This is a genomic window from Leisingera sp. S2M4 (genome assembly GCF_055398055.1).
The window spans coordinates 189,339-207,577 of sequence record NZ_AP040862.1 but is presented as its reverse complement, the minus strand read 5'-3'; the positions used below and the strand labels follow the sequence as shown (position 1 = coordinate 207,577).

At 61.2% G+C, this 18,239-nt stretch carries 14 protein-coding genes; 7 read left to right on the top strand and 7 right to left on the bottom strand.

Features of this window, described 5'->3' with window-relative positions; all coding sequences use genetic code 11:
• Positions 1-177: 177 nt before the first annotated feature.
• The 3 genes from ACZ52D_RS17305 to ACZ52D_RS17295 all read right to left on the bottom strand — a co-directional run bounded on the left by ACZ52D_RS17305 (position 178) and on the right by ACZ52D_RS17295 (position 4,566).
• Positions 178-1,599, bottom strand: coding sequence for a carnitine 3-dehydrogenase (locus ACZ52D_RS17305; RefSeq protein ID WP_464443517.1), 1,422 nt, complete (start codon positions 1,597-1,599; stop codon positions 178-180).
• An 86-nt stretch (positions 1,600-1,685) separates the two neighbouring features.
• A complete protein-coding gene (bcoG, locus tag ACZ52D_RS17300) occupies positions 1,686-2,603 on the bottom strand; it encodes a 3-dehydrocarnitine:acetyl-CoA trimethylamine transferase BcoG (protein ID WP_464443516.1) in 918 nt (305 codons plus the stop codon).
• A 19-nt stretch (positions 2,604-2,622) separates the two neighbouring features.
• Positions 2,623-4,566 (bottom strand): acetoacetate--CoA ligase, encoded by a 1,944-nt coding sequence (locus tag ACZ52D_RS17295; RefSeq protein WP_464443515.1) that lies wholly within the window; start codon positions 4,564-4,566, stop codon positions 2,623-2,625.
• A gap of 132 nt (positions 4,567-4,698) precedes the next feature.
• Between ACZ52D_RS17295 and ACZ52D_RS17290 the strand changes: the two genes are divergently transcribed.
• Positions 4,699-5,646 carry a GlxA family transcriptional regulator gene (locus ACZ52D_RS17290; RefSeq protein WP_464443514.1) on the top strand — a complete coding sequence of 316 codons (948 nt, stop codon included), beginning with the start codon at positions 4,699-4,701 and terminating at the stop codon, positions 5,644-5,646.
• Between the two features lie 120 nt (positions 5,647-5,766).
• Here ACZ52D_RS17290 and ACZ52D_RS17285 read toward each other — a convergent pair whose 3' ends face one another.
• Positions 5,767-8,286: an ATP-binding protein gene (locus tag ACZ52D_RS17285; protein ID WP_464443513.1), complete on the bottom strand. Its 2,520-nt coding sequence runs from the start codon at positions 8,284-8,286 to the stop codon at positions 5,767-5,769.
• A gap of 7 nt (positions 8,287-8,293) precedes the next feature.
• Positions 8,294-9,016 (bottom strand): response regulator transcription factor, encoded by a 723-nt coding sequence (locus ACZ52D_RS17280; RefSeq protein ID WP_464443512.1) that lies wholly within the window; start codon positions 9,014-9,016, stop codon positions 8,294-8,296.
• 249 nt (positions 9,017-9,265) lie between these two features.
• On the opposite strand from ACZ52D_RS17280, the gene phnD reads away from it, so the two are divergent.
• The 5 genes from phnD to ACZ52D_RS17255 all read left to right on the top strand — a co-directional run bounded on the left by phnD (position 9,266) and on the right by ACZ52D_RS17255 (position 13,747).
• The gene (gene phnD, locus ACZ52D_RS17275) at positions 9,266-10,246 is read left to right on the top strand and encodes a phosphate/phosphite/phosphonate ABC transporter substrate-binding protein (protein ID WP_222455613.1); all 981 of its coding nucleotides are present in this window, start codon (positions 9,266-9,268) and stop codon (positions 10,244-10,246) included.
• A 124-nt stretch (positions 10,247-10,370) separates the two neighbouring features.
• Positions 10,371-11,144: a phosphonate ABC transporter ATP-binding protein gene (phnC, locus tag ACZ52D_RS17270; RefSeq protein ID WP_417473904.1), complete on the top strand. Its 774-nt coding sequence runs from the start codon at positions 10,371-10,373 to the stop codon at positions 11,142-11,144.
• The gene (gene phnE / locus ACZ52D_RS17265) at positions 11,141-11,935 is read left to right on the top strand and encodes a phosphonate ABC transporter, permease protein PhnE (protein ID WP_464443511.1); all 795 of its coding nucleotides are present in this window, start codon (positions 11,141-11,143) and stop codon (positions 11,933-11,935) included. The genes phnC and phnE (ACZ52D_RS17265) overlap by 4 nt, the downstream gene beginning before the upstream one ends.
• Positions 11,935-12,744, top strand: a complete 810-nt coding sequence (gene phnE / locus ACZ52D_RS17260; RefSeq protein WP_222455616.1) for a phosphonate ABC transporter, permease protein PhnE — start codon at positions 11,935-11,937, stop codon at positions 12,742-12,744. The genes phnE (ACZ52D_RS17265) and phnE (ACZ52D_RS17260) overlap by 1 nt, the downstream gene beginning before the upstream one ends.
• A 100-nt stretch (positions 12,745-12,844) precedes the next feature.
• On the top strand, positions 12,845-13,747 hold the full coding sequence (locus ACZ52D_RS17255) for an HAD-IIA family hydrolase (protein WP_464443510.1): 903 nt from the start codon (positions 12,845-12,847) through the stop codon (positions 13,745-13,747).
• A gap of 81 nt (positions 13,748-13,828) precedes the next feature.
• Here ACZ52D_RS17255 and ACZ52D_RS17250 read toward each other — a convergent pair whose 3' ends face one another.
• Together ACZ52D_RS17250 and ACZ52D_RS17245 are read right to left on the bottom strand one after the other, a co-directional pair.
• On the bottom strand, positions 13,829-15,514 hold the full coding sequence (locus tag ACZ52D_RS17250; RefSeq protein WP_464443509.1) for a tryptophan halogenase family protein: 1,686 nt from the start codon (positions 15,512-15,514) through the stop codon (positions 13,829-13,831).
• Between the two features lie 366 nt (positions 15,515-15,880).
• The gene (locus ACZ52D_RS17245) at positions 15,881-16,585 is read right to left on the bottom strand and encodes an NAD(P)H-dependent oxidoreductase (RefSeq protein ID WP_222455619.1); all 705 of its coding nucleotides are present in this window, start codon (positions 16,583-16,585) and stop codon (positions 15,881-15,883) included.
• A 260-nt stretch (positions 16,586-16,845) separates the two neighbouring features.
• Between ACZ52D_RS17245 and ACZ52D_RS17240 the strand changes: the two genes are divergently transcribed.
• Positions 16,846-18,237, top strand: coding sequence for an MBL fold metallo-hydrolase (locus ACZ52D_RS17240; protein WP_464443508.1), 1,392 nt, complete (start codon positions 16,846-16,848; stop codon positions 18,235-18,237).
• Positions 18,238-18,239: the final 2 nt, after the last annotated feature.

The window sequence follows — 18,239 nt, the reverse complement described above, 5'->3', positions numbered from 1 at the left end:
GTGGCCTCCCTTGACCTTTTGCTTTGCTGCCCGAGGTCTTCTGCCTCGGGTCTGCCCGACTTTCGGACCAGAAATTCGCCGTCCCCTGCGGCCTCAGTTCAAGAATGCGGGCCGGATTGGGGAGGGGGTCCGGCCCGCAAAGGAAGACCGGCAGTCTGCACACTGCCGGTTTCCAATTCATCCCCGCTGGCCGACGTGGCGTCCGACGCCGTCGGGCAGCGGAAACCCGGCGTGCGCGCCAGCAAAGCTGGCCAGCTTGTCAGCGACCTGCGGTGACGGCAGCGAGGTACCGCGTGCGTTCAGGTCCATATGCAGCAGCAGCGTCTCCACCGTTGCCGCCAGTTTTCCTTCGGGACCGAACAGCCTGTGGAACAGGTGCATCTTCTTGCCGGTCCCCTGCAGCACCTGGGTGGTCACGGTCAAAGCATCGCCCTCGTGCAACTCGTCCAGAAAGCGGACGTGGTTCTCGACGGTGAAATAGCTTCCGCCTTCGGCGATATACGCGGCATCGACGCCGATCATCTCCATGAAGCGGTCGGTGGCCTGGGCCGAGGCCTCGGTGTAATGCGCCTCGTTCATATGGCCATTGTAATCGGTCCAGCTCTGCGGAACCGTGCGGTTGACGGTTACCGGCAGGTCCACCGCTTCCGGAACGGGCAGCGTTGCCTCATGCGCGGTGATGACACCGCCTGCTCCGCTGCCAGATTTCTTCAGCGCCCGCATCATGCCGACCAGGTTGTCATCCCGCAGGCGCTCCAATTCACGGATGGACATGTGGCCGGATTGGGCATCCGATTGACCCGCGATCAGGTCGACCAGCTCTTCTGTGAACTCCGGCACATCCATCAGCTTGGTCCAGGGCCATTCGAGCGCCGGGCCGAATTGCGCCATGAAGTGCTTCATGCCCGCCTCGCCGCCAGCAATCCGGTAGGTCTCGAACAGGCCCATCTGCGCCCACCTGAGGCCAAAGCCCATGCGGATCGCCTCGTCCAGCTCTTCGGTGGTGCAGATGCCGTCCTTGATCAGCCACAACCCCTCGCGCCAGACCGCTTCCAGCAGCCGGTCGGCAATATGCGCGTCGATCTCTTTGCGCACCGTGAGCGGGTACATGCCCACCTCACGCAACAGCTCCGAGGCCTGCGCGCAGGTGTCCGCATCGCCTACCAGCTCGACCAGCGGCAGCAGGTAGACCGGGTTGAATGGATGCGCGACCACGGCACGGGCACCTTCCGCGTTCAGTTCCGACGGCTTGAAGCCACTGGTGGACGAGCCGATCACCGCGCTGGCGGGTGCAAGGCTCTGGATCTGCGCGTGAATCTTGTGCTTCAGATCCAGCCGCTCCGGCACGCTTTCCTGAACCCAGCCCACACCCGTTACCGCATCCGCCATATCCGCGTGGAAGGTCAGCGTACCTTCCGGTGGCAGCGCCTTGTCATAGAGCGACGGCAGGCTGCGGCGCGCATTGGCCAGGACTTCGCCGATCTTGCGTTCCGCGTCGGGGTCCGGATCGAACACCCGCACGTTCCAGCCGTTCAATAGGAACCGCGCGGCCCATCCGCCACCGATGACGCCGCCGCCAATGATTGCTGCTGTTTTCATGATCTATCCTCTGATCGCCTTCCCTGCTCACCCTTCGGTGCACAGGCTGTAGAAGGGGGCACCCATGGCGCGCCCCCTTGTTTGGCTTACTTCGCTACCGGCGCGCGTTTGGTCAGGTCCAGCTTCTCGCGGACCGCCTCGGGGCCGATGATCCGGGCGCCCATGCCCTCGATCACGCCCACCGCGCGCTCGACCAGTTGGGCGTTGGTGGCCAGAACGCCTTTCTCCAGGAACAGGTTGTCCTCGAGACCGACCCGCACGTTGCCGCCCGCCAGCACCGACTGTGCGGCATAGGGCATCTGGTCGCGGCCGAGCGAGAACGCCGACCAGGTCCAATCAGACGGCACGTTGTTGACCATCGCCATAAATGTGTTGAGGTCGTTCGGCGCACCCCACGGAACCCCCATGCACAGCTGCACCAGTGCATTGGGCTCCAGAATGCCCTCCTTCACCAGCTGCTTGGCAAACCACAGGTGGCCGGTGTCAAAGGCCTCGATCTCGGGCTTCACGCCCAGATCTGTCATCATCTGGCCCATCGCCCGCAGCATGCCGGGGGTGTTGGTCATTACGTAGTCTGCTTCGGCAAAGTTCATCGTGCCGCAGTCGAGGGTGCAGATTTCCGGCAGGCAGTCGGCGATATGGGCCATGCGCTCGGTCGCGCCGATCATGTCAGTCGCTGCCTCGTTCACCGGCAGCGGCGCCTCGGTCGAGCCAAAGACGATGTCGCCGCCCATGCCAGCGGTGAGGTTCAGCACCACGTCCACTTCGGAATCGCGGATGCGCTCGGTCAGCTCGCGGTAGAGCGCCAGATCGCGGGAGGGCGCACCGGTTTCCGGGTCGCGCACGTGGCAGTGGACAACCGCTGCACCAGCCTTGGCCGCTTCGATCGCGGACTCCGCGATCTGCTTGGGCGAGCGGGGCACATGGGGGGATTTGTCCTGGGTGCCGCCGGAGCCGGTGACGGCGCAGGTGATGAAGACGTCTCGGTTCATGGTCAGGGGCATGGTTTCGCTCCTTTTGGGGTCAGATTTGCAATTCGGGGAGATCCGCAAACAGCTCCAGCGCCTCAGGGTTGGCGAGGCCGGAGAGGTTGCGGACGGGCTGATTGTTCACCACGTCGCGCACAGCAAGCTCGGCGGTCTTGCCGGACTTGGTACGCGGGATATCGGCGACGGCGATGATTTTGGCAGGCACGTGGCGGGGCGAGGCCTGCTTGCGTATTTCCGTTCTGATCCGGGCGGCTAGTGTATCGTCCAGCACGGCGCCCTCAGCCGGCACCACAAAAAGAACCACGCGCACATCGTTGTCGAAGCTCTGGCCGACCACCACCGCGTCGGCGACATCATCAATCTTGTCGAGCTGGCGGTAGATCTCTGCGGTACCGATCCGCACGCCGCCGGGGTTCAATGTTGCGTCCGAGCGGCCCAGCACCACATAGCCGCCATGTTCCGTGCGGATCATATAATCACCCTGCCGCCAGATATTTGGATAGGTCGCGAAATAGCTGGCGCGGTAACGCGCGTTGCCGGGATCGTTGAGGAATCGGGTGGGCATCGATGGATGGGCGTTGCGGCAAACCAGTTCGCCAGCAACACCCTCGACCGGTGCGCCCTGATCGTTCAGGGTCGCCACATCCAGCCCCAGCATCGGCGCCTGGATCTCGCCCTGATGCACCGGCAGCAGTGGGCAGCCGCCGATGAAACAGCCCAGGATATCGGTGCCACCGCAGATCGAGGAAAGCTGCACATCCGCCTTCCAGTCGGCATAGACATGGGCAAAGCCTTCGGGCGATAGCGGCGAGCCGGTGGACAGAACCACCCGTAGAGAGGCCAGGTCGTGGGTGTCCGCGGGCCGGTTCCGCCGCTTTAGCGACGCGTCTATGTATTTGGCGGAAATACCGAAATGGGTAATCTTCTCGGCTTCCGCCAGGTCGAAAAGGCGGTGGATGCCGGGATACATCGGGTTGCCGTCGAAGAGGACGATCACGGCCTCGGAGGCCAGCGCCGCCACCTGCCAGTTCCACATCATCCAGTTGCAGGTCGTGTAGTAGAACATCCGGTCGCCCGGGCGCAGGTCGCAATGCAGCTGTTGCTCCACCAGCATCCGGAGCAGAGTGCCGCCGCCGGAATGCTCTATGCACTTGGGCTTGCCGGTGGTGCCGGAGGAAAACATCACATACAGCGGATCGCGAAAGCCCATCGGACGGCAGTCCAGCGCCGGGGCGTCTTTTTGGTTGAAGGTCTCATAGGCCGTCATGCCCTTCGGCAGGTTCCCGGCATCGCCCGCATAAGGCCAGACCACGATGTTTTGGATCGATGGCACCCGAGCGGCGACCTCGGAAATTGCGGCGCGGGTCTCAAACGTCTTGCCGTTATAGAAATACCCGTCAGCGGCGAACATCAGCTTGGGCTCGATCTGGCTGAACCGATCCACCACCACGTCTGGCCCGCTTTCCGGCGCGCAGGAAGACCAGACCGCCCCCAGCAAGGCCGTGGCCAGCATCGCCGCCACGGTCTGCGGCATGTTCGGCACGTAGCCTGCAACGTGATCGCCCGGCGCAATCCCGGCATCCCGCAGAGCAGCGGCAAGACGTTCAACCTCGCGCTTCAACTCGGCCCGGCTCCAGACCATGCGGTGGCCGGTTTCTCCGGTGAAAACGATGGCCTCGCGGCTGTCGGCGTTTTTCAGGAAGCTGTCCACGACGTTCAGCCGTGCCTCAGGGAAGAACCGAACCTTCGTCGGATCGGGGTGCGCCTGCAGTGGGACACTCCCTTTATCGCCAACCAGCCCGCAGAACTCCCAGGCCAGCGGCCAGAACACCTGCGGCTGCGCTACCGACCAGGCGTGCAGATCCGCAAAGCTCTTCAGAGCCAGGCCGGAAATCGTCGCGGCCTCGGCCATGAAATCGGACAGCAAGGGTTTGCAGCGCGCCGAAAGATCCGGCTGCCAGAGAGGCTGGGCGGTCATGAAGGAAGTCTCGGATGTTGAATGAGCCGGTGTCGGCTCGGCGTCAGCGGATCGTCAAGTGACTTGACTTCCCGTACGATTAGCGCAGGAGTTGACGCCACGTTTAAACATTTTCGGTCAAAAAGAATACAAATGCCGCCACACTCACCGCCGATCTTTGAATTTCTGCTGTTTGAGGGGTTCTCCAACATGGTGCTGGCCAGCGCTATGGAACCCTTGCGCGACGTGCGGATGAACGCGGGCCAGGATGTGGCCGGATGGCGCGTCACGACGCTGGATGGCGGACCGGTGAGAAGCTCTAGCGGTCTTCAGATCACCCCGGATGGGGCCTTTGACGAACAACTACGCAACCGAAGCCTGGTCTTGGTTGCTGGCTATCACGTACGCGACCAAACCGCGCCGACGCTTCTGACCAAGCTAAGGGTTGCGGCGCGCCGCGCCGAGCAAGTCCTGGCGCTCGACACGGCGGCTTGGCTACTGGCTGAAGCGGGCCTGTTGGACGGGCACACCGCGACTATCCACTGGCAGGAACTGGATGCCTTCGCAGAGGCTTTTCCTAGAACCGAAGTTTCCACCAGACGCTTCGTGCGATCCGGTCCCTTCCTCACCTGCGGCGGAGCCAGCACCGCACTCGATATGATGTTGGGCCTCATTCAGGATCTTTATGGCTCCGCGGCGGCCTTCGGCGCTTCGACCATGTTCGTCTATGATCCCTCACGGCAATCGGAAGCGAACCGTGGCGCGGCGCGGCTGAATCAGCGGGGGTCGCCGAAGATTTTGAAGGCAGCGAACCTGATGGTAGAGCACATCGAAACCCCGCTGAGCACGGCGGCGCTGGCGAAACGCGTCTCCCTGTCCGAGCGCACGTTGGCCCGCGCCTTTCAGCGCGAGCTGGGCATGACGCCAGGAAAATACTACAAGATGTTGCGGCTTCAGCACGCCCGGTACCTTTCGGAAGAGACCCAGTTGAGCTTGGAGCAAATCGCTCACCGGTGTGGCTTTTCCTGTGCCTCCTCATTGGGGCGCTCCTTCACCGGGCTTTATGGGCGAAACATTCGTGACACCCATATTCGCGAATAGGCACAGCAATGTTGTCCTTTAAATCGGTTTCGGTCCGGTGCAGCGCCTATGAGGCTTTTCTGTCGAAGCCCAACAGTTGCCACCGCAAGGAAGAGCCGTCTTACGGGAATGATTTCAAGTTCAAGTAGACGTGGAAAGCGGGCGTCGTGCCCCGATCAATTCCGCAATCACGGTCTCCGTGAGGGGCTTCGTCAGAATTTTCAGTTGGGGCAGACCGTTCAGGACGTCAGGGGGACGTACTGTTTGTCGCGTCGACATGAGAACCAGATCGCAGGTTGGATGCAGGTCGCATGCCAGTTGAAGCAGTTCCCACCCGGATGCGCCGTCGTCTAGGTTTAGATCGCTGATCACCATGTCCAGCCTGTGCTGGTGCTTGATCAGATTTCTGCCCTCGCCAAAACTTGAAGCTGTCACAACGACATAGCCAAGACGTTCCAAGGCGGTAGATGTGGCGGTCAGGTTGGTCAGGTCGTCGTCGACCACCAGGATCGTTCTCTGGTTCCGAGGTTTTCGCGCGGCGTCAGAGGCTTGCGCCAAAGGGGGGAATCCCATTGTGACCGTTGTGCCTGGTTGCGGAGGTACCGTCCGTGATTGGATTGTCAGCCGTCCACCTGACTGGTGAACGAACCCGTCGACCATGGACAGCCCAAGGCCTGTTCCGTTCCCATCGTTGCGGTGGGTGAAGAAGGGTTCCGTGGCCCGCCGCAGGACGTCGGGCGGCATGCCGCACCCGCTGTCCTGGATCGACAATTGTGCGCCACCGCTCTCCCCGTGGCTAACGGAAATTCGGATCGTGCCAGTATCTTTGATCGCTTGCCCCGCATTGACGCACAGGTTGAGGATCGCGCTTTCCAGTTGCCCCGGATCAACTCGCGCCAAAACAGGAGGGTCGTCGCATTGAAACTCGAGGGAAACCCCCGCGGGCAATGCCATTTCCAGAAGGTCGGCCATGCCTTCAACCAGCAATCCGATGTCGGTTACCTGCGGTTCAAGATGCTGTTTGCGCGCGAAGGCGAGCAGGCGTTCGGTCAGTGACACGCCCAAGTCCACCGCAGATCTGATACGGGCGCGGAAGTGCTGTGAACTTTGATCGTCTGCATTCTCGAGAAGGTGCAAGTTGCCGGAAATGCTGGATAGGATATTGCCAAAGTCGTGGGCGACTTCGCCAGTTACCTTTCCCAGCGTTTCCACGCGCCGGATTTCTTCCAGCCTTTCGTCGATACGTTTCCGCTCTGTCGTCTCTGATAAAAGCCAGACCGCACCACCGTCGGGTAGGGGGGAGTGGCGCAACTCCAGAACATGACCCGAAGGGTCGACGTACTCCTCAAACCCGCCCCGTTCGTCGGCGCTGGCCTGTCGCACGAAGGCCGAGCGCGCGATGAGGGTTTCCATATCGGTTTTTCTCGTGGCGTCATCCGACGGCAGGCGCAACAGGGCGCGCAGATTTTGATTTTCAGCGTCGATCCGCCCATTGACCGAGGTGATGGCCACGCCGTCCTTGATGTTTCGAAAAACTCGCGAAAACAAGGCATTCTGACGCAGGACCTGGGCAGTACGGCGATCGAGTTTGCGCGCGTTGTCGCGAAACACTTGGAAAGCGGCAAATAGTTGACCGATTTCATCGGTCCCAACGCCTGCCCGCGGGAGTTCACTGCGATGATCTCCTTGCGCCAGCGCGCGCATTGCCGTCGCCACCCGTTTCAGGTTGCGCGTGACATAGCGAGATACATAAAGCGCAGAGGTTACGGCGACCAAAAGGCTCATCAGCGTGAAAGTGAGAAAGGACTTCTTGGCGATGCCAAGGTTGTGCGAGGTTTCTGCACGCGCGCGGCTGAGGCGGCTCTCGGCAAGGGCAACCTTTTCTTCCGCATAGGTGGTGATGCGACCGACTTCCTGGCGGATACGAAAGAGCGCATTCTCGGCATCAAGCTGAGCGGCGAGTGCACGATGTTTCAGAACAAAAAGCCCACTGTCGCGGGAAACGGCGGCTTGGATCTCCTGATAGGTCGCTAGGTGGGACGACAGCAAGCGTGGCTCGATACTTCTCTCGATCTTGTTGAAATGCCGCGTGAATTCACCCAGTTCGATCAGTTCAGCGGCCCGTCCCGCAGCGATGGCGCTGGCCGTCAGCTGTTGAAGATTGGCCCAAATTTCACGTTCTCTCAGAGCGAGGCGAGTGTCGGCTGCGTATTTGCGGGCGCGGGCGTTCAGCCGCTGCATGTCACGATCGGTCGCTGTCAGGGCGGCCTTGCGGGCGGCTTGCGGTACCAGCGCTGCGGTCAAATCATCAATGGCAAGTCCAAGCCGTGCCATGGGCAGGGCGAGCGTGGGATCGTCGCTGGCGTGCGTCTCGATCCGAGCAAGGCTGTCGCGGACCTTTTCGGCTTCCCGCTCCAGCTGGAACGGGGGAAAAAGCGCGTAAAGGAAAGGGGCTGAGGTCGCCAGATCCGCTGCATGGCGCGACAGGTCCAACGCTTCGGAGACTTCCGTGAGTGTCTCCTGATGCAGCACGTTCATCCATGTTTCGGTCCGGTCCAGGACCCTCATGCCGATTATGCTGACAAGCAGGATCAATCCGAACAACACAGCGATCGCGGCCGACAAGCGGAAGCGGACGCTGAATGAGGGAAGCGCGGGCACCACCGGCTCAGTTCCCGGACAGCTGGAAGATATAGCCCTGCGCCCGGCGGGTCTGCAGGTGGACAGGTTTGGACGGCACGCTTTCGATCTTGCGGCGCAGGCGCAGGATCAGCACGTCGATGGTGCGGTCCACATAGCGCTGCATGTCAGAGCCCAGCTCTTCCAGCAGTTCTGGGCGCGGGATGACACGGTCGGGGTTGCGGGCGAAATATTCCAGCAGGCGGTATTCGGCGTTGGTCAGCGGGATCTCCTCGCCTTCGGCATTCAGCAGGCGCCGGGACTGCACGTCGATCCGCTTGGAACCAAAAATGATCTCCTGCCCGGGGTTGGCGCTGGGGCGGGTGGTGCCGTGGCCATAGCGGCGCAGCACCGCGCGGATGCGGGCCACCAGCTCGCGCGGGTTGAAGGGCTTGATCATGTAATCATCGGCGCCGGTCTCAAGGCCGATGATCTTGTCGATCTCATCGCCGACGCCGGTGAGCATGACAATGGGGATCTCGTAGCGCTCGCGGATGTGGATCGCCAGTGTCAGCCCGGATTCACCGCGCAGGCGCAAGTCGATCAGTGCCAGATCCACCGGTGGCGGGTCGCCCAAGGCGTGAAAGGCCGGGATGTCGGCGCAGCAAACCGCCCCGAAGCCGCTTTCCTGCATCAACGCGGACAACGTCTCGCGCATATCGGGGTCATCGTCCACAATGGCGATGAGCGGCTCTGTTCGTCCCTCCTGCATGCAACCCTCCTCCTGTCACCTGCGGATTGTTCTGCGGCTTTGGCCGCCGCTCTCTTTCTGTGTCGCAAGTAAAACCCGAGTTTAAGGGGATGCAGGAGGGATTGTAACACTGTTAACATGAAACCCGCTTTGCGGAGGTTTCGTTAACAGAACACGGCTCGCAACCGCCTCGGCGCCGCGCCTATCGTTGCGGGGTCAGCGCCTGGTCGACCGGGGAGAAATCCGGCAGGCGGATCTAGGGAGGATACCATGACAAAGATTATTACCCGTGCCGCAACGGCACTGGGCGTTCTGTCGCTGAGCGCCTTTGCAGCCGCTGCCGAGGATTGTGCCGAACGCGGTGCGCTGGATGCGCTGTACTGCGATGCGAACGGTGATCTGGTGGCGGACACGCCGACCGATCCGGCTAAGCTGAGCAACCCCGACACGCTGGTCTTTGCCTATACGCCGGTCGAAGATCCGGCCGTTTACGCCGACATCTGGGAACCCTTCATCGCGCATTTGTCGGAAAAAACCGGCAAGGACGTGCAGTTCTTCGCTGTGCAGTCGAACTCCGCCGAGGTTGAAGCGATGCGTTCGGGCCGCCTGCATGTGGCGGGTTTCTCCACCGGGCCGACGCCCTTTGCCGTGAATCTTGCCGGTGCCGTGCCTTTTGCCATCATGGGCGCCGAGGATGGCCAGTTTGGCTACAAGCTGCAGGTGTTCACGCAGGCAGACAGCGACATCAAGGAAGTGAAGGATCTGGCGGGCCGCCGTGTGGCGCATACCTCGCCGACATCGAACTCCGGCAACCAGGCGCCCCGCGCGCTGTTCCCGGCGTTGGGCGTCGAACCCGACAAGGATTACGAGGTGATATATTCCGGCTCCCACGACCAGTCGATGCTGGGCGTGGTCGCGGGCGACTATGACGCAGCGCCGGTGGCATCTGAGGTGGTTGACCGGATGGCCGAACGCGGCCTCTATGACCCCGAGGATGTGCGCATGATCTGGGAGAGCGATCCCTTCCCGACAACGTCGTTCACCGTGGCGCACAACCTCGACCCTGAGCTGACCGCCAAGATCAAGGACGCCTTCTTCAGCTTTGACTTCGCCGGCACCAAGCTGGGCGAGGAATTCGACGGCGTCAGCAAGTTCATCCCGATCACCTACAAGGATCAATGGGCGGTGATCCGTCAGATCCAGGCCTCCAACGGTGTCGAATACACGCCGCAAGGCCTGGCCGGGAAATAACCCAAACTACATCTGAAACAGCCCGGTCAGCACAGGTCTGACCGGGCGCTTTTCGCGGCCCGGTTTGCGTCTCTGCCCAGAGAGCGCGGCAGGGGCGGGGCCGCGCTATGTCCGGGAGACCGTCATGCTGAAAATCACCAAACTGACAAAACGCTATGGATCCGGCGATCCGGTGCTGAAGGAGCTGGATCTGACCGTCGAAGGCGATCAGCTGACCTCAGTTATCGGGTCTTCGGGCGCGGGCAAAAGTACCCTGTTGCGCTGCATCAACCGGCTGGTGGAGCCGACGTCGGGCACCGTCGAGTTGAACGGCACCGATTTCACCAAGCTGAGCCGCCGCGAGCTGCGCACCGCGCGACGCCGGATCGGCATGGTGTTTCAGGGCTTCAACCTGATCGACCGGCTGACGGTGATGGAAAATGTCCAGTCCGGGCGGCTGGGTTATATCTCCACCTGGGCGGCGCTGACCCGGCGTTACCCGCGCGAGGACATCCGCCACGCCTATGAGCTGATGGAGCGGGTGGGCATTGCCCATTACGCCAACAAGCGCGCCGACGAGCTGTCCGGCGGCGAGCGTCAGCGCGTCGGTGTGGTGCGCGCGCTTATGCAGCGCCCGGAAATCTTGCTTGCGGATGAGCCAACTGCCTCGCTCGACCCCAAGACCTCGGAGCAGATTATGACGCTGCTGCGCGATCTTGCGAATGAGCTGAAACTTCCGGTGATCATCAACATCCACAACGTGACCGAGGCCAAGGAGTTCAGCGACCGCATCGTCGGCATGCGCTACGGGCGGATCATCTTTGACGACAAGCCCGCGGCACTGGGCAAGGACCAGATGGACGAGATCTACGCAGGCGTGCCGGCCGAGGACCGCGCCCAGGTCGGGGCAGCGGCATGAGCACGGCCAAGGACACCTGGCGCAAGCCGCCATTCATCGCCAATCCGCTGCTGCGCTACGGGCTGATGGTAGCGGTGGCGGTCTATTTCGTGGTCACGCTGGCGACCCTGCCCATCGACTGGGACCGGGTCGCGGATGGGATGACGCGGGCGCAGCGCATCTTCAGCGGGGCCTTCCCGCCCAGCTTTGAACGCGCGGGCCTGCTGTTCGACGGCTTCATGGAAAGCCTGAAAATCGCCATCCTCGCCACGGTCGGCGGCATCTTTCTGTCGGTGCCGCTGGCCTTCATGGCGGCCAGCAATATCGCGGTGAAACCCGTCTACCTCATGGGCCGCGGCATCATCATCGTTGCGCGCAGTTTCCATCCGGTGATCGTCGCGATCATCTTTGTGAAGGCCGTGGGCTTTGGCCCCTTTGCCGGCGCGCTGACATTGGTGGTTTATTCCATCGGCTTTGTTGCCAAACTGCTGGCCGAACGGATCGAAGAAATCGATTTCGGCCAGGTTGAGGCAATGCGCTCGGCCGGGGCGGGCTTCATCGCGACGCTGGCCTATGCGGTGATGCCGCAGATCATGCCGCGTCTTGTCGGGCTTGGCATCTATCAGCTCGACAGCAACCTGCGCGCCTCGGCCGTGGTCGGCATCGTCGGCGCAGGCGGGATCGGCGCGACGCTGGCCAATGCCTTCGGGCGCTATGACTACGACTTTGCCCTGGCGATCACCATGGTCATCGTCGGCGTGATCCTCATCTCCGAGGCGGTGAGCGGATTTATCAGGAAGCGGATTGCATGATGACCAATCAGTCTTTGAACCAAACCCTGGACCATTGGTCCCGCTTCACCCTGCGCCAGCGGCTGATGCGCTATGGCGGCTTTGCCCTGACCCTGCTGATCGTGGCCTGGGCGCTGAGCAGCATCGACGTGATCTGGGCCTGGGTCTGGGATGCGCCGTCGCAGATGGGCGATCTGTTTGGCCGGATGATGCCGCCGGACCCGTCGAACCTGCCGTCGATCCTCGAGGCGATCTGGCAGACGGTGAACATCGCCACGCTGGCGACGATGATTGCGGTCGTGGTCTCGCTGCCGGTGGCCTATATCGCGGCGCAGAACACCACGCCGAACAAATTCGCCCTGTGGGTCGGGCGCTTCATCCTGGTCTCCTCGCGGTCGGTGAACACGATCATCTGGGCGCTTTTGTTCGTCGCCATCTTCGGACCCGGCATCGTGGCCGGCATCGTGGCGATCATGTTCCGCTCCATCGGTTTCTTGGGCAAATTGCTCGGCGAGGCGATCGAGGAGATTGACCGCAAGCCGGTCGAAGCGCTGGAGGCCTGCGGTGCGTCGCGCTTCAAGATCGTGCTTTACGCCATCGTGCCGCAGGTGATGCCCGCGTTCTTTGCGGTGGCGATCCTGCGCTGGGACATCAACCTGAGGGAATCAACCGTTTTGGGGTTGGTTGGCGCGGGCGGTATCGGGATGATCCTGCAGGGTGCCATCGACACGTTCAACTGGCCTGAAGTATCTATGGTTCTGCTTACCATTCTTGCGCTTGTGGTTTTCGGTGAGGTGGTGTCTTCCTACCTGCGAAGGAAAATCCTGTGACAAAAGCGGCAGCTGGTTGGAGATCACTTGGCCTGCTAGGGGAAATGAGGTCTCTGATTTGGGCAACCAGCTGCTGTCACCCCTGTGAGCACTGAGTAAGATGATAGGCACTGACGACGCATTTGACATGTATGAAAGCCTGCGCTCGGGGTTGCCGACTGCAACGTTTCCAGAGGTGTCCCGCGTTGGGAACGACCTAGGCGATACCGCCGCCCACTATGACGCCTATATCCTCGATGCGTTTGGCGTGTTGAACCGCGGGGAAACTGCTATTGCCGGTGCCGTCGAACGCATGCAGATGCTCCGGAAACTGGGAAAGCGCCTGGTGGTGCTGACCAACGCCGCGAGCTACACACGCACCGAAGTGCTGGCAAAGTACCACCGGCTGGGATTTGATTTTGAAGCGTCTGAGGTCGTCTCCAGCCGCGACGTTGCCTTCTCGGCCTTGCCACCGCTCCCCGAGGGACAGGTCTGGGCTGCGGCTGCGGCACCGAACGATGATTTCAGTGACGCGCCGGACGCAGTCCAGATTTCCCACTTGGGCGACGATACGGACCTGTTGGACAATGCAGGGGGCTTTCTGCTCCTGTCTTCGGACGGCTGGACTGAGGCAAAGACGGCTTTGTTGAAAGAGGCGCTGCAGAAAAAGCCGAGGCCCTTGGTTGTGGCCAACCCGGATCTTGTCGCCCCGCGCGAGGAGGGCCTGTCGGTGGAGCCGGGACTGATCGCGCATGAAATCACGCAGGACATGCGCAACCCGACCGTCTTTTTTGGCAAGCCCCACGGCAATGCCTTCCGGGCGGCGCTGGCGCGTTTGGAGGGGATCGCGCCGCAACGGATAGCCATGGTCGGGGACACGTTGCACACGGATGTGCTGGGCGGCGCCGCGGCAGGTATCGGGACCATTCTCATCACGGATCATGGCTTGTTCCGGGGTCATGATGTTGCCGGCTACATCGCGGAATCTGAGATCCGACCTGATTGGATCGTGACAACTACTTGATCGCGCCACGAGGATCGGCACAAGGCGGAGGGGAGGCTGGCGCGTCGCTTGCGTCCTTCGGCCTGCCTCCCCGGTAATTGGTCAGAACAGCTGCAGGTCCTTCTGCCCGGTTTGGATTTCGTCCAGACTGGGCATGTTTTGAACCACAAGAGGTGCAGGCGGAGTGCCCGGCATCGCAACAGTGGGCTTCATCGCCGCCTCCATGCCGAAGGCCGGTTTGTCCAACTCTCCCCGGATGTCGCGTAGCAGGGTCTTGTGATCCGGCATGGTCCGCAGGGTCTGTGCGAGATCCATTTTCGCGGCCTTCCACCATTGAAACCAGATTGGCTTCTTCAGTGGTCGCAGACGCTCCCTGATGCCGGTGCCATATCCGGTGTCATAGACCTGTTTGCCCAGAAGAACGGTTTGATAGACGCGATAGTCGAACAGTGTCGCGAACTCGATGTCATGCTCCATCGGCAGGCGATGCTGCCAAACCTCGAGATTCTCGGCCAGACGATCTGGAATCTTCATGTCTGTCCGTGCGTCGATCCAGTACTGGTCGTCGGTGCGGTTGCCTAAGCGGTAATGCAGGCAGATGAACTCCAGAACCTCGTCATAGAGCTTGTTCATCTGGCGGTTGTAGCGTGTCCGCAGGGACGGCGCGATGTCCCGCGTGGGCAGGTGCTCCGCGAACCAGCGCACCGCGTGATCGATCATATGGATCGCTGTACTCTCGAGTGGCTCGATGAACCCGCCGGACAGACCGATCGCCACGCAGTTCTTGACCCAGGCGTTGCGCACACGCCCGATCCGCATGGGGATCACGCGCGGCGTTGCACCCTTGCCGCTGTCACCCAGCCACGCGAGGTATTCATCTGCTGCTTGGTCATCCGTCCGGTGCGCCGAGGAGAACACGTACCCAGTTCCCACCCGGTTGTAGAGCGGCACCCGCCATGTCCAGCCGGCGCCAAGGGCAGTCGCCCGGGTGAGGCTTTCGATCTTCTCGGGATCCGGATGCTCGATCTGCAACGCCATGGCACGGTCATTGGGCAGATAGTCCGAGTAGTCCATGAACGGCTCGCCGAGCGCCTTGTTGATGATCAGCCCGCGGAACCCGGTGCAGTCTATGACCATCTCGATGTCATGGCGCCCCTTATGCTCAAGCATCAGGTGGCTTACGTTGCCCTGTTCATCGAGCTCGACCGATTTCACCTCGTCCTGGATGTGCTCCACGCCGCGCTTGGTACAGACCTTGGTGAGCATGCCCGCAAATTTCACGGCGTCCAGGTGGTAGGCATAACCAAACCGCTGTTCGAACTCGGGCTGGCCCAGCTGCCGGGCACCTTTGCACAGGCGGCCGAGATCGTCGTGAGGTGAGATGGACTGGGTGAAATCCCGGTCCCCGTTGCCGAACCGCAGAAAATACTCGGCAGCGTCCAGTCCATCGATCATCTGACCGTGGGCAAAGGGGTTCACGTAATCAATGCGGTTGCCCTTGGAATCGATGTTCCAGTTGCAGAACTTCACGCCCAGTTTGAAAGACGCGTTGGTCTCGCGGAAAAAAGACCGCTCTGAGATGCCCGCCTGTCGCAGCGTTCCCGGCATCCGCGGCACCGTGGCCTCGCCGACCCCCACGGTCGAGATGTTGGGGCTCTCGATCAGGCAGAGGTGCGGCCGGTCCTTGGGCGAGGAGGTGCGCGCGAACAGCGTGTCGAGGATAAGCGCGGTCATCCAGCCGGCCGTGCCGCCGCCGACGATGGTGATTTTGCGCAAACGATTATTCATGTAGTTCTGTCCCTGTTGGCTTTTTCTGGCTTTTTACAGGGATCGTAGCGCAGCTGTTCGGCGCCTGGCTAGAACCAATATTGCATGGTTTGGACCTCGTATCAGGCGACGTTGCGGACGGTCGCCCTTGGTTTGCCACCGGGTCCGCTGGCAATTGTGCCGCGGAGAGAGGCTAAACAGTTGAATTTCGAACCAAACCCGCAGCCATGTGGCGGCGTGTCCGTCTGGCCACCTGTTCCATCAATCCATGGCAACCCGTGCTCCAGACAGCTGATCGCACGGCCTGTCTGAGGGAACGGTTTCGGCAATTCTCAGCCGCGCCCCTACGAGGCGCGGCCTTTTAAAACATTGCTGCGACCGCTGGCATTAGAACCAGCGAACGGTATCCTCCATCGTGCGGCGTGTCTTGGGGAACTGCGGGTCTGCCGCGCGGTAACCAAAGGCGAACATCACCGCGGGCTTGTAGTGTTTGGAGTCGATGCCGAAGTGCTTTTCCAGCGTTTCGGTCGTCCGGTCCATGTCGAATCCTTCGATCGGGCAGGAGTCGATGCCCATCAGCGCTGCAGATGTCATCATGTTGGCGAGCACGATATAGGCCTGTTTGCCGGCCCAATCGGTCATCTCGCGATCCGTCGTGATCTTGTGATCAGTCGACTGAAACTTTCCATATGCGCCGTTGAAAATCTCGATGACGTCTTCTGGCAGCTGCTTCACATTGCGGTAGAAGTCCTGAAGATATGCGGACCCCGCAGTCATCGCCTCGGCGGTGTTCACAACAATGATGCCGAAATGGCTGGCGGTGCCGAGCTGGCCGGTGGTACCGTTCATCATCCCATTCGCCCCCCAGGAAAACTCGCGGAACAATTCCCGTTTTTCCTGGGACTGGATCATGAGGATCTTAAACGGCTCGTGCCCGAAGGACGTCGGCGACAGCCGAGCAGCCTCGAGAATGGTCTCGAATTCTCCCTCGCTGATTTTGCGGTCCGGATCAAACACCTTGGTGGCGTGACGAAAGTTGAAGGCCTGGATGATCTCGGCCTGGATGCGGGCGGTGTCGGTGACGTCTTTCATGGCTTCCACTCCAATTCTGATGACGCCGATTTAGGCTGAGGTTGCGCGAAGGATTAGAAGCCGCATTGCCAAAACAGAATTCGGATATTCGGCATTAATGCGCCACACACTGGTTCGCTACGCCATGCGAAACCGAACGTGCTTGGAGCGTCATCCCCCCTGATCCGGAGGACCACTGGTCCTGTCGGTCTGCCGGAAAGCGAAGGCAGCGCCGGAACGAGTTCCAACCCTCATGAGTTCTGTTTCCAAGGAGGCTCATCATGACTATGCGATTTGAACAAATCCTGGCGGAAGGTGTCGCTGAATGTTCCTATCTGCTGGGGGATGATGCCGCGCATGTCTGTGCCGTTGTCGACCCCCGCCCCGATGTCGACATCTATCTTGAAACGGCGCGTCGCTACGGGTTGGCGATCACCCATGTTTTCGAGACCCACATCCACGCGGACTTTCTGAGTGGCGCGCGGGAACTGGTCGAACGTCTCGGCGGGCAGGCAAAGCTTTACGTCAGCGAAGAAGGCGGAGCAGAGTATGGTTTTGACCATGAAACCGTGAAGGACGGGGACGAGTTCACCTTCGGCAGCTTGCGACTGAAGGCCCGCTTCACCCCGGGTCACACGCCTGAGCACATGTCCTATTTCCTGTTTGATGGCGAGACCGAGACGCCTTGGGGCGTGCTCTCGGGGGACGCCTTTTTCGTCGACAGTGTCGGTCGGCCGGACCTTCTGGGGAAGGAGCAAACAGAGAAACTGGCGGAGCAGCTGTTCCACACCGTGCGCAACATTTTCATGGCGCTGCCGGACGATGTGATCATATACCCCTGCCATGGGGCCGGGTCAGCCTGCGGGCCGGACATCGGCGATCGCATGTCGAGCACTATCGGCTATGAACGCAAGTTCAATGATTATGCCCGTATCGAAAACCTCGACAGGTTCAAGGAGGTGATCCTTGGCGACGCCCCACCAGTGCCCACGCATTACCCGCGCATGAAAAAGGTCAACGCCAAAGGGCCCGAAGTGCTTGGCAACTTGCCGCGGATCGAGCCGATGTCGGTGCAGCGTTTTGCCGCCGCTATTGAAGGGGACGCACAGGTTCTCGATGTGCGCGACATGATGGGGTTCGGTTCCGGTCATGTGCCGGGGAGCCTGAACATCGGCGCGCAGCCCGAACTGTCTGTCTGGGCGGGTTGGCTGCTTGACCCGGAGAAACCGATCTTTCTCGTCCTTCCGGATGACAGCAAGGTGCCGGATGTGCTGCGATTGTTGTGGCGCACGGGCTTTACCAAATTCGGCGGCTACCTGGCTGGCGGAATGAACGCCTGGCGTGAAGCTGGACGGGAATTTTCGCAGATACCACAGATCTCTGTTCATGACCTGAAAGCGGCGGAGGACATCACGCCACTTGACGTGCGCAAACCCGACGAGTGGGGAGCTGGGCACATTCCCGGCGCCCAACATGCCTTTTTGGGGGAGTTGCGGGACAAGCTGGCTGATCTTGATCGTACCGCGCACTATGCAACCTACTGCGCCAGCGGTTTCCGCGCCTCCATCGCAGCCAGTATTCTGAAACAGCATGGTTTCGAAAATGTACGTAACCTGCGCGGCAGCTGGAAGGCCTGGCAGGCCGCGGGCTATGCCGTGGAAGAGACGAAGTGAGG

Bases quoted from the DNA above. Each gene is read 5' to 3' on its own strand.
- phnE (WP_464443511.1), top strand. From the start codon at position 11,141: ATGAGCACGGCCAAGGACACCTGGCGCAAGCCGCCATTCATCGCCAAT.
- bcoG (WP_464443516.1), bottom strand. From the start codon at position 2,603: ATGCCCCTGACCATGAACCGAGACGTCTTCATCACCTGCGCCGTCACC.
- phnC (WP_417473904.1), top strand. From the start codon at position 10,371: ATGCTGAAAATCACCAAACTGACAAAACGCTATGGATCCGGCGATCCG.
- ACZ52D_RS17295 (WP_464443515.1), bottom strand. From the start codon at position 4,566: ATGACCGCCCAGCCTCTCTGGCAGCCGGATCTTTCGGCGCGCTGCAAA.
- ACZ52D_RS17250 (WP_464443509.1), bottom strand. From the start codon at position 15,514: ATGAATAATCGTTTGCGCAAAATCACCATCGTCGGCGGCGGCACGGCC.
- ACZ52D_RS17255 (WP_464443510.1), top strand. From the start codon at position 12,845: ATGATAGGCACTGACGACGCATTTGACATGTATGAAAGCCTGCGCTCG.
- ACZ52D_RS17245 (WP_222455619.1), bottom strand. From the start codon at position 16,585: ATGAAAGACGTCACCGACACCGCCCGCATCCAGGCCGAGATCATCCAG.
- ACZ52D_RS17305 (WP_464443517.1), bottom strand. From the start codon at position 1,599: ATGAAAACAGCAGCAATCATTGGCGGCGGCGTCATCGGTGGCGGATGG.
- phnE (WP_222455616.1), top strand. From the start codon at position 11,935: ATGACCAATCAGTCTTTGAACCAAACCCTGGACCATTGGTCCCGCTTC.
- ACZ52D_RS17280 (WP_464443512.1), bottom strand. From the start codon at position 9,016: ATGCAGGAGGGACGAACAGAGCCGCTCATCGCCATTGTGGACGATGAC.
- ACZ52D_RS17290 (WP_464443514.1), top strand. From the start codon at position 4,699: ATGCCGCCACACTCACCGCCGATCTTTGAATTTCTGCTGTTTGAGGGG.
- ACZ52D_RS17240 (WP_464443508.1), top strand. From the start codon at position 16,846: ATGACTATGCGATTTGAACAAATCCTGGCGGAAGGTGTCGCTGAATGT.
- phnD (WP_222455613.1), top strand. From the start codon at position 9,266: ATGACAAAGATTATTACCCGTGCCGCAACGGCACTGGGCGTTCTGTCG.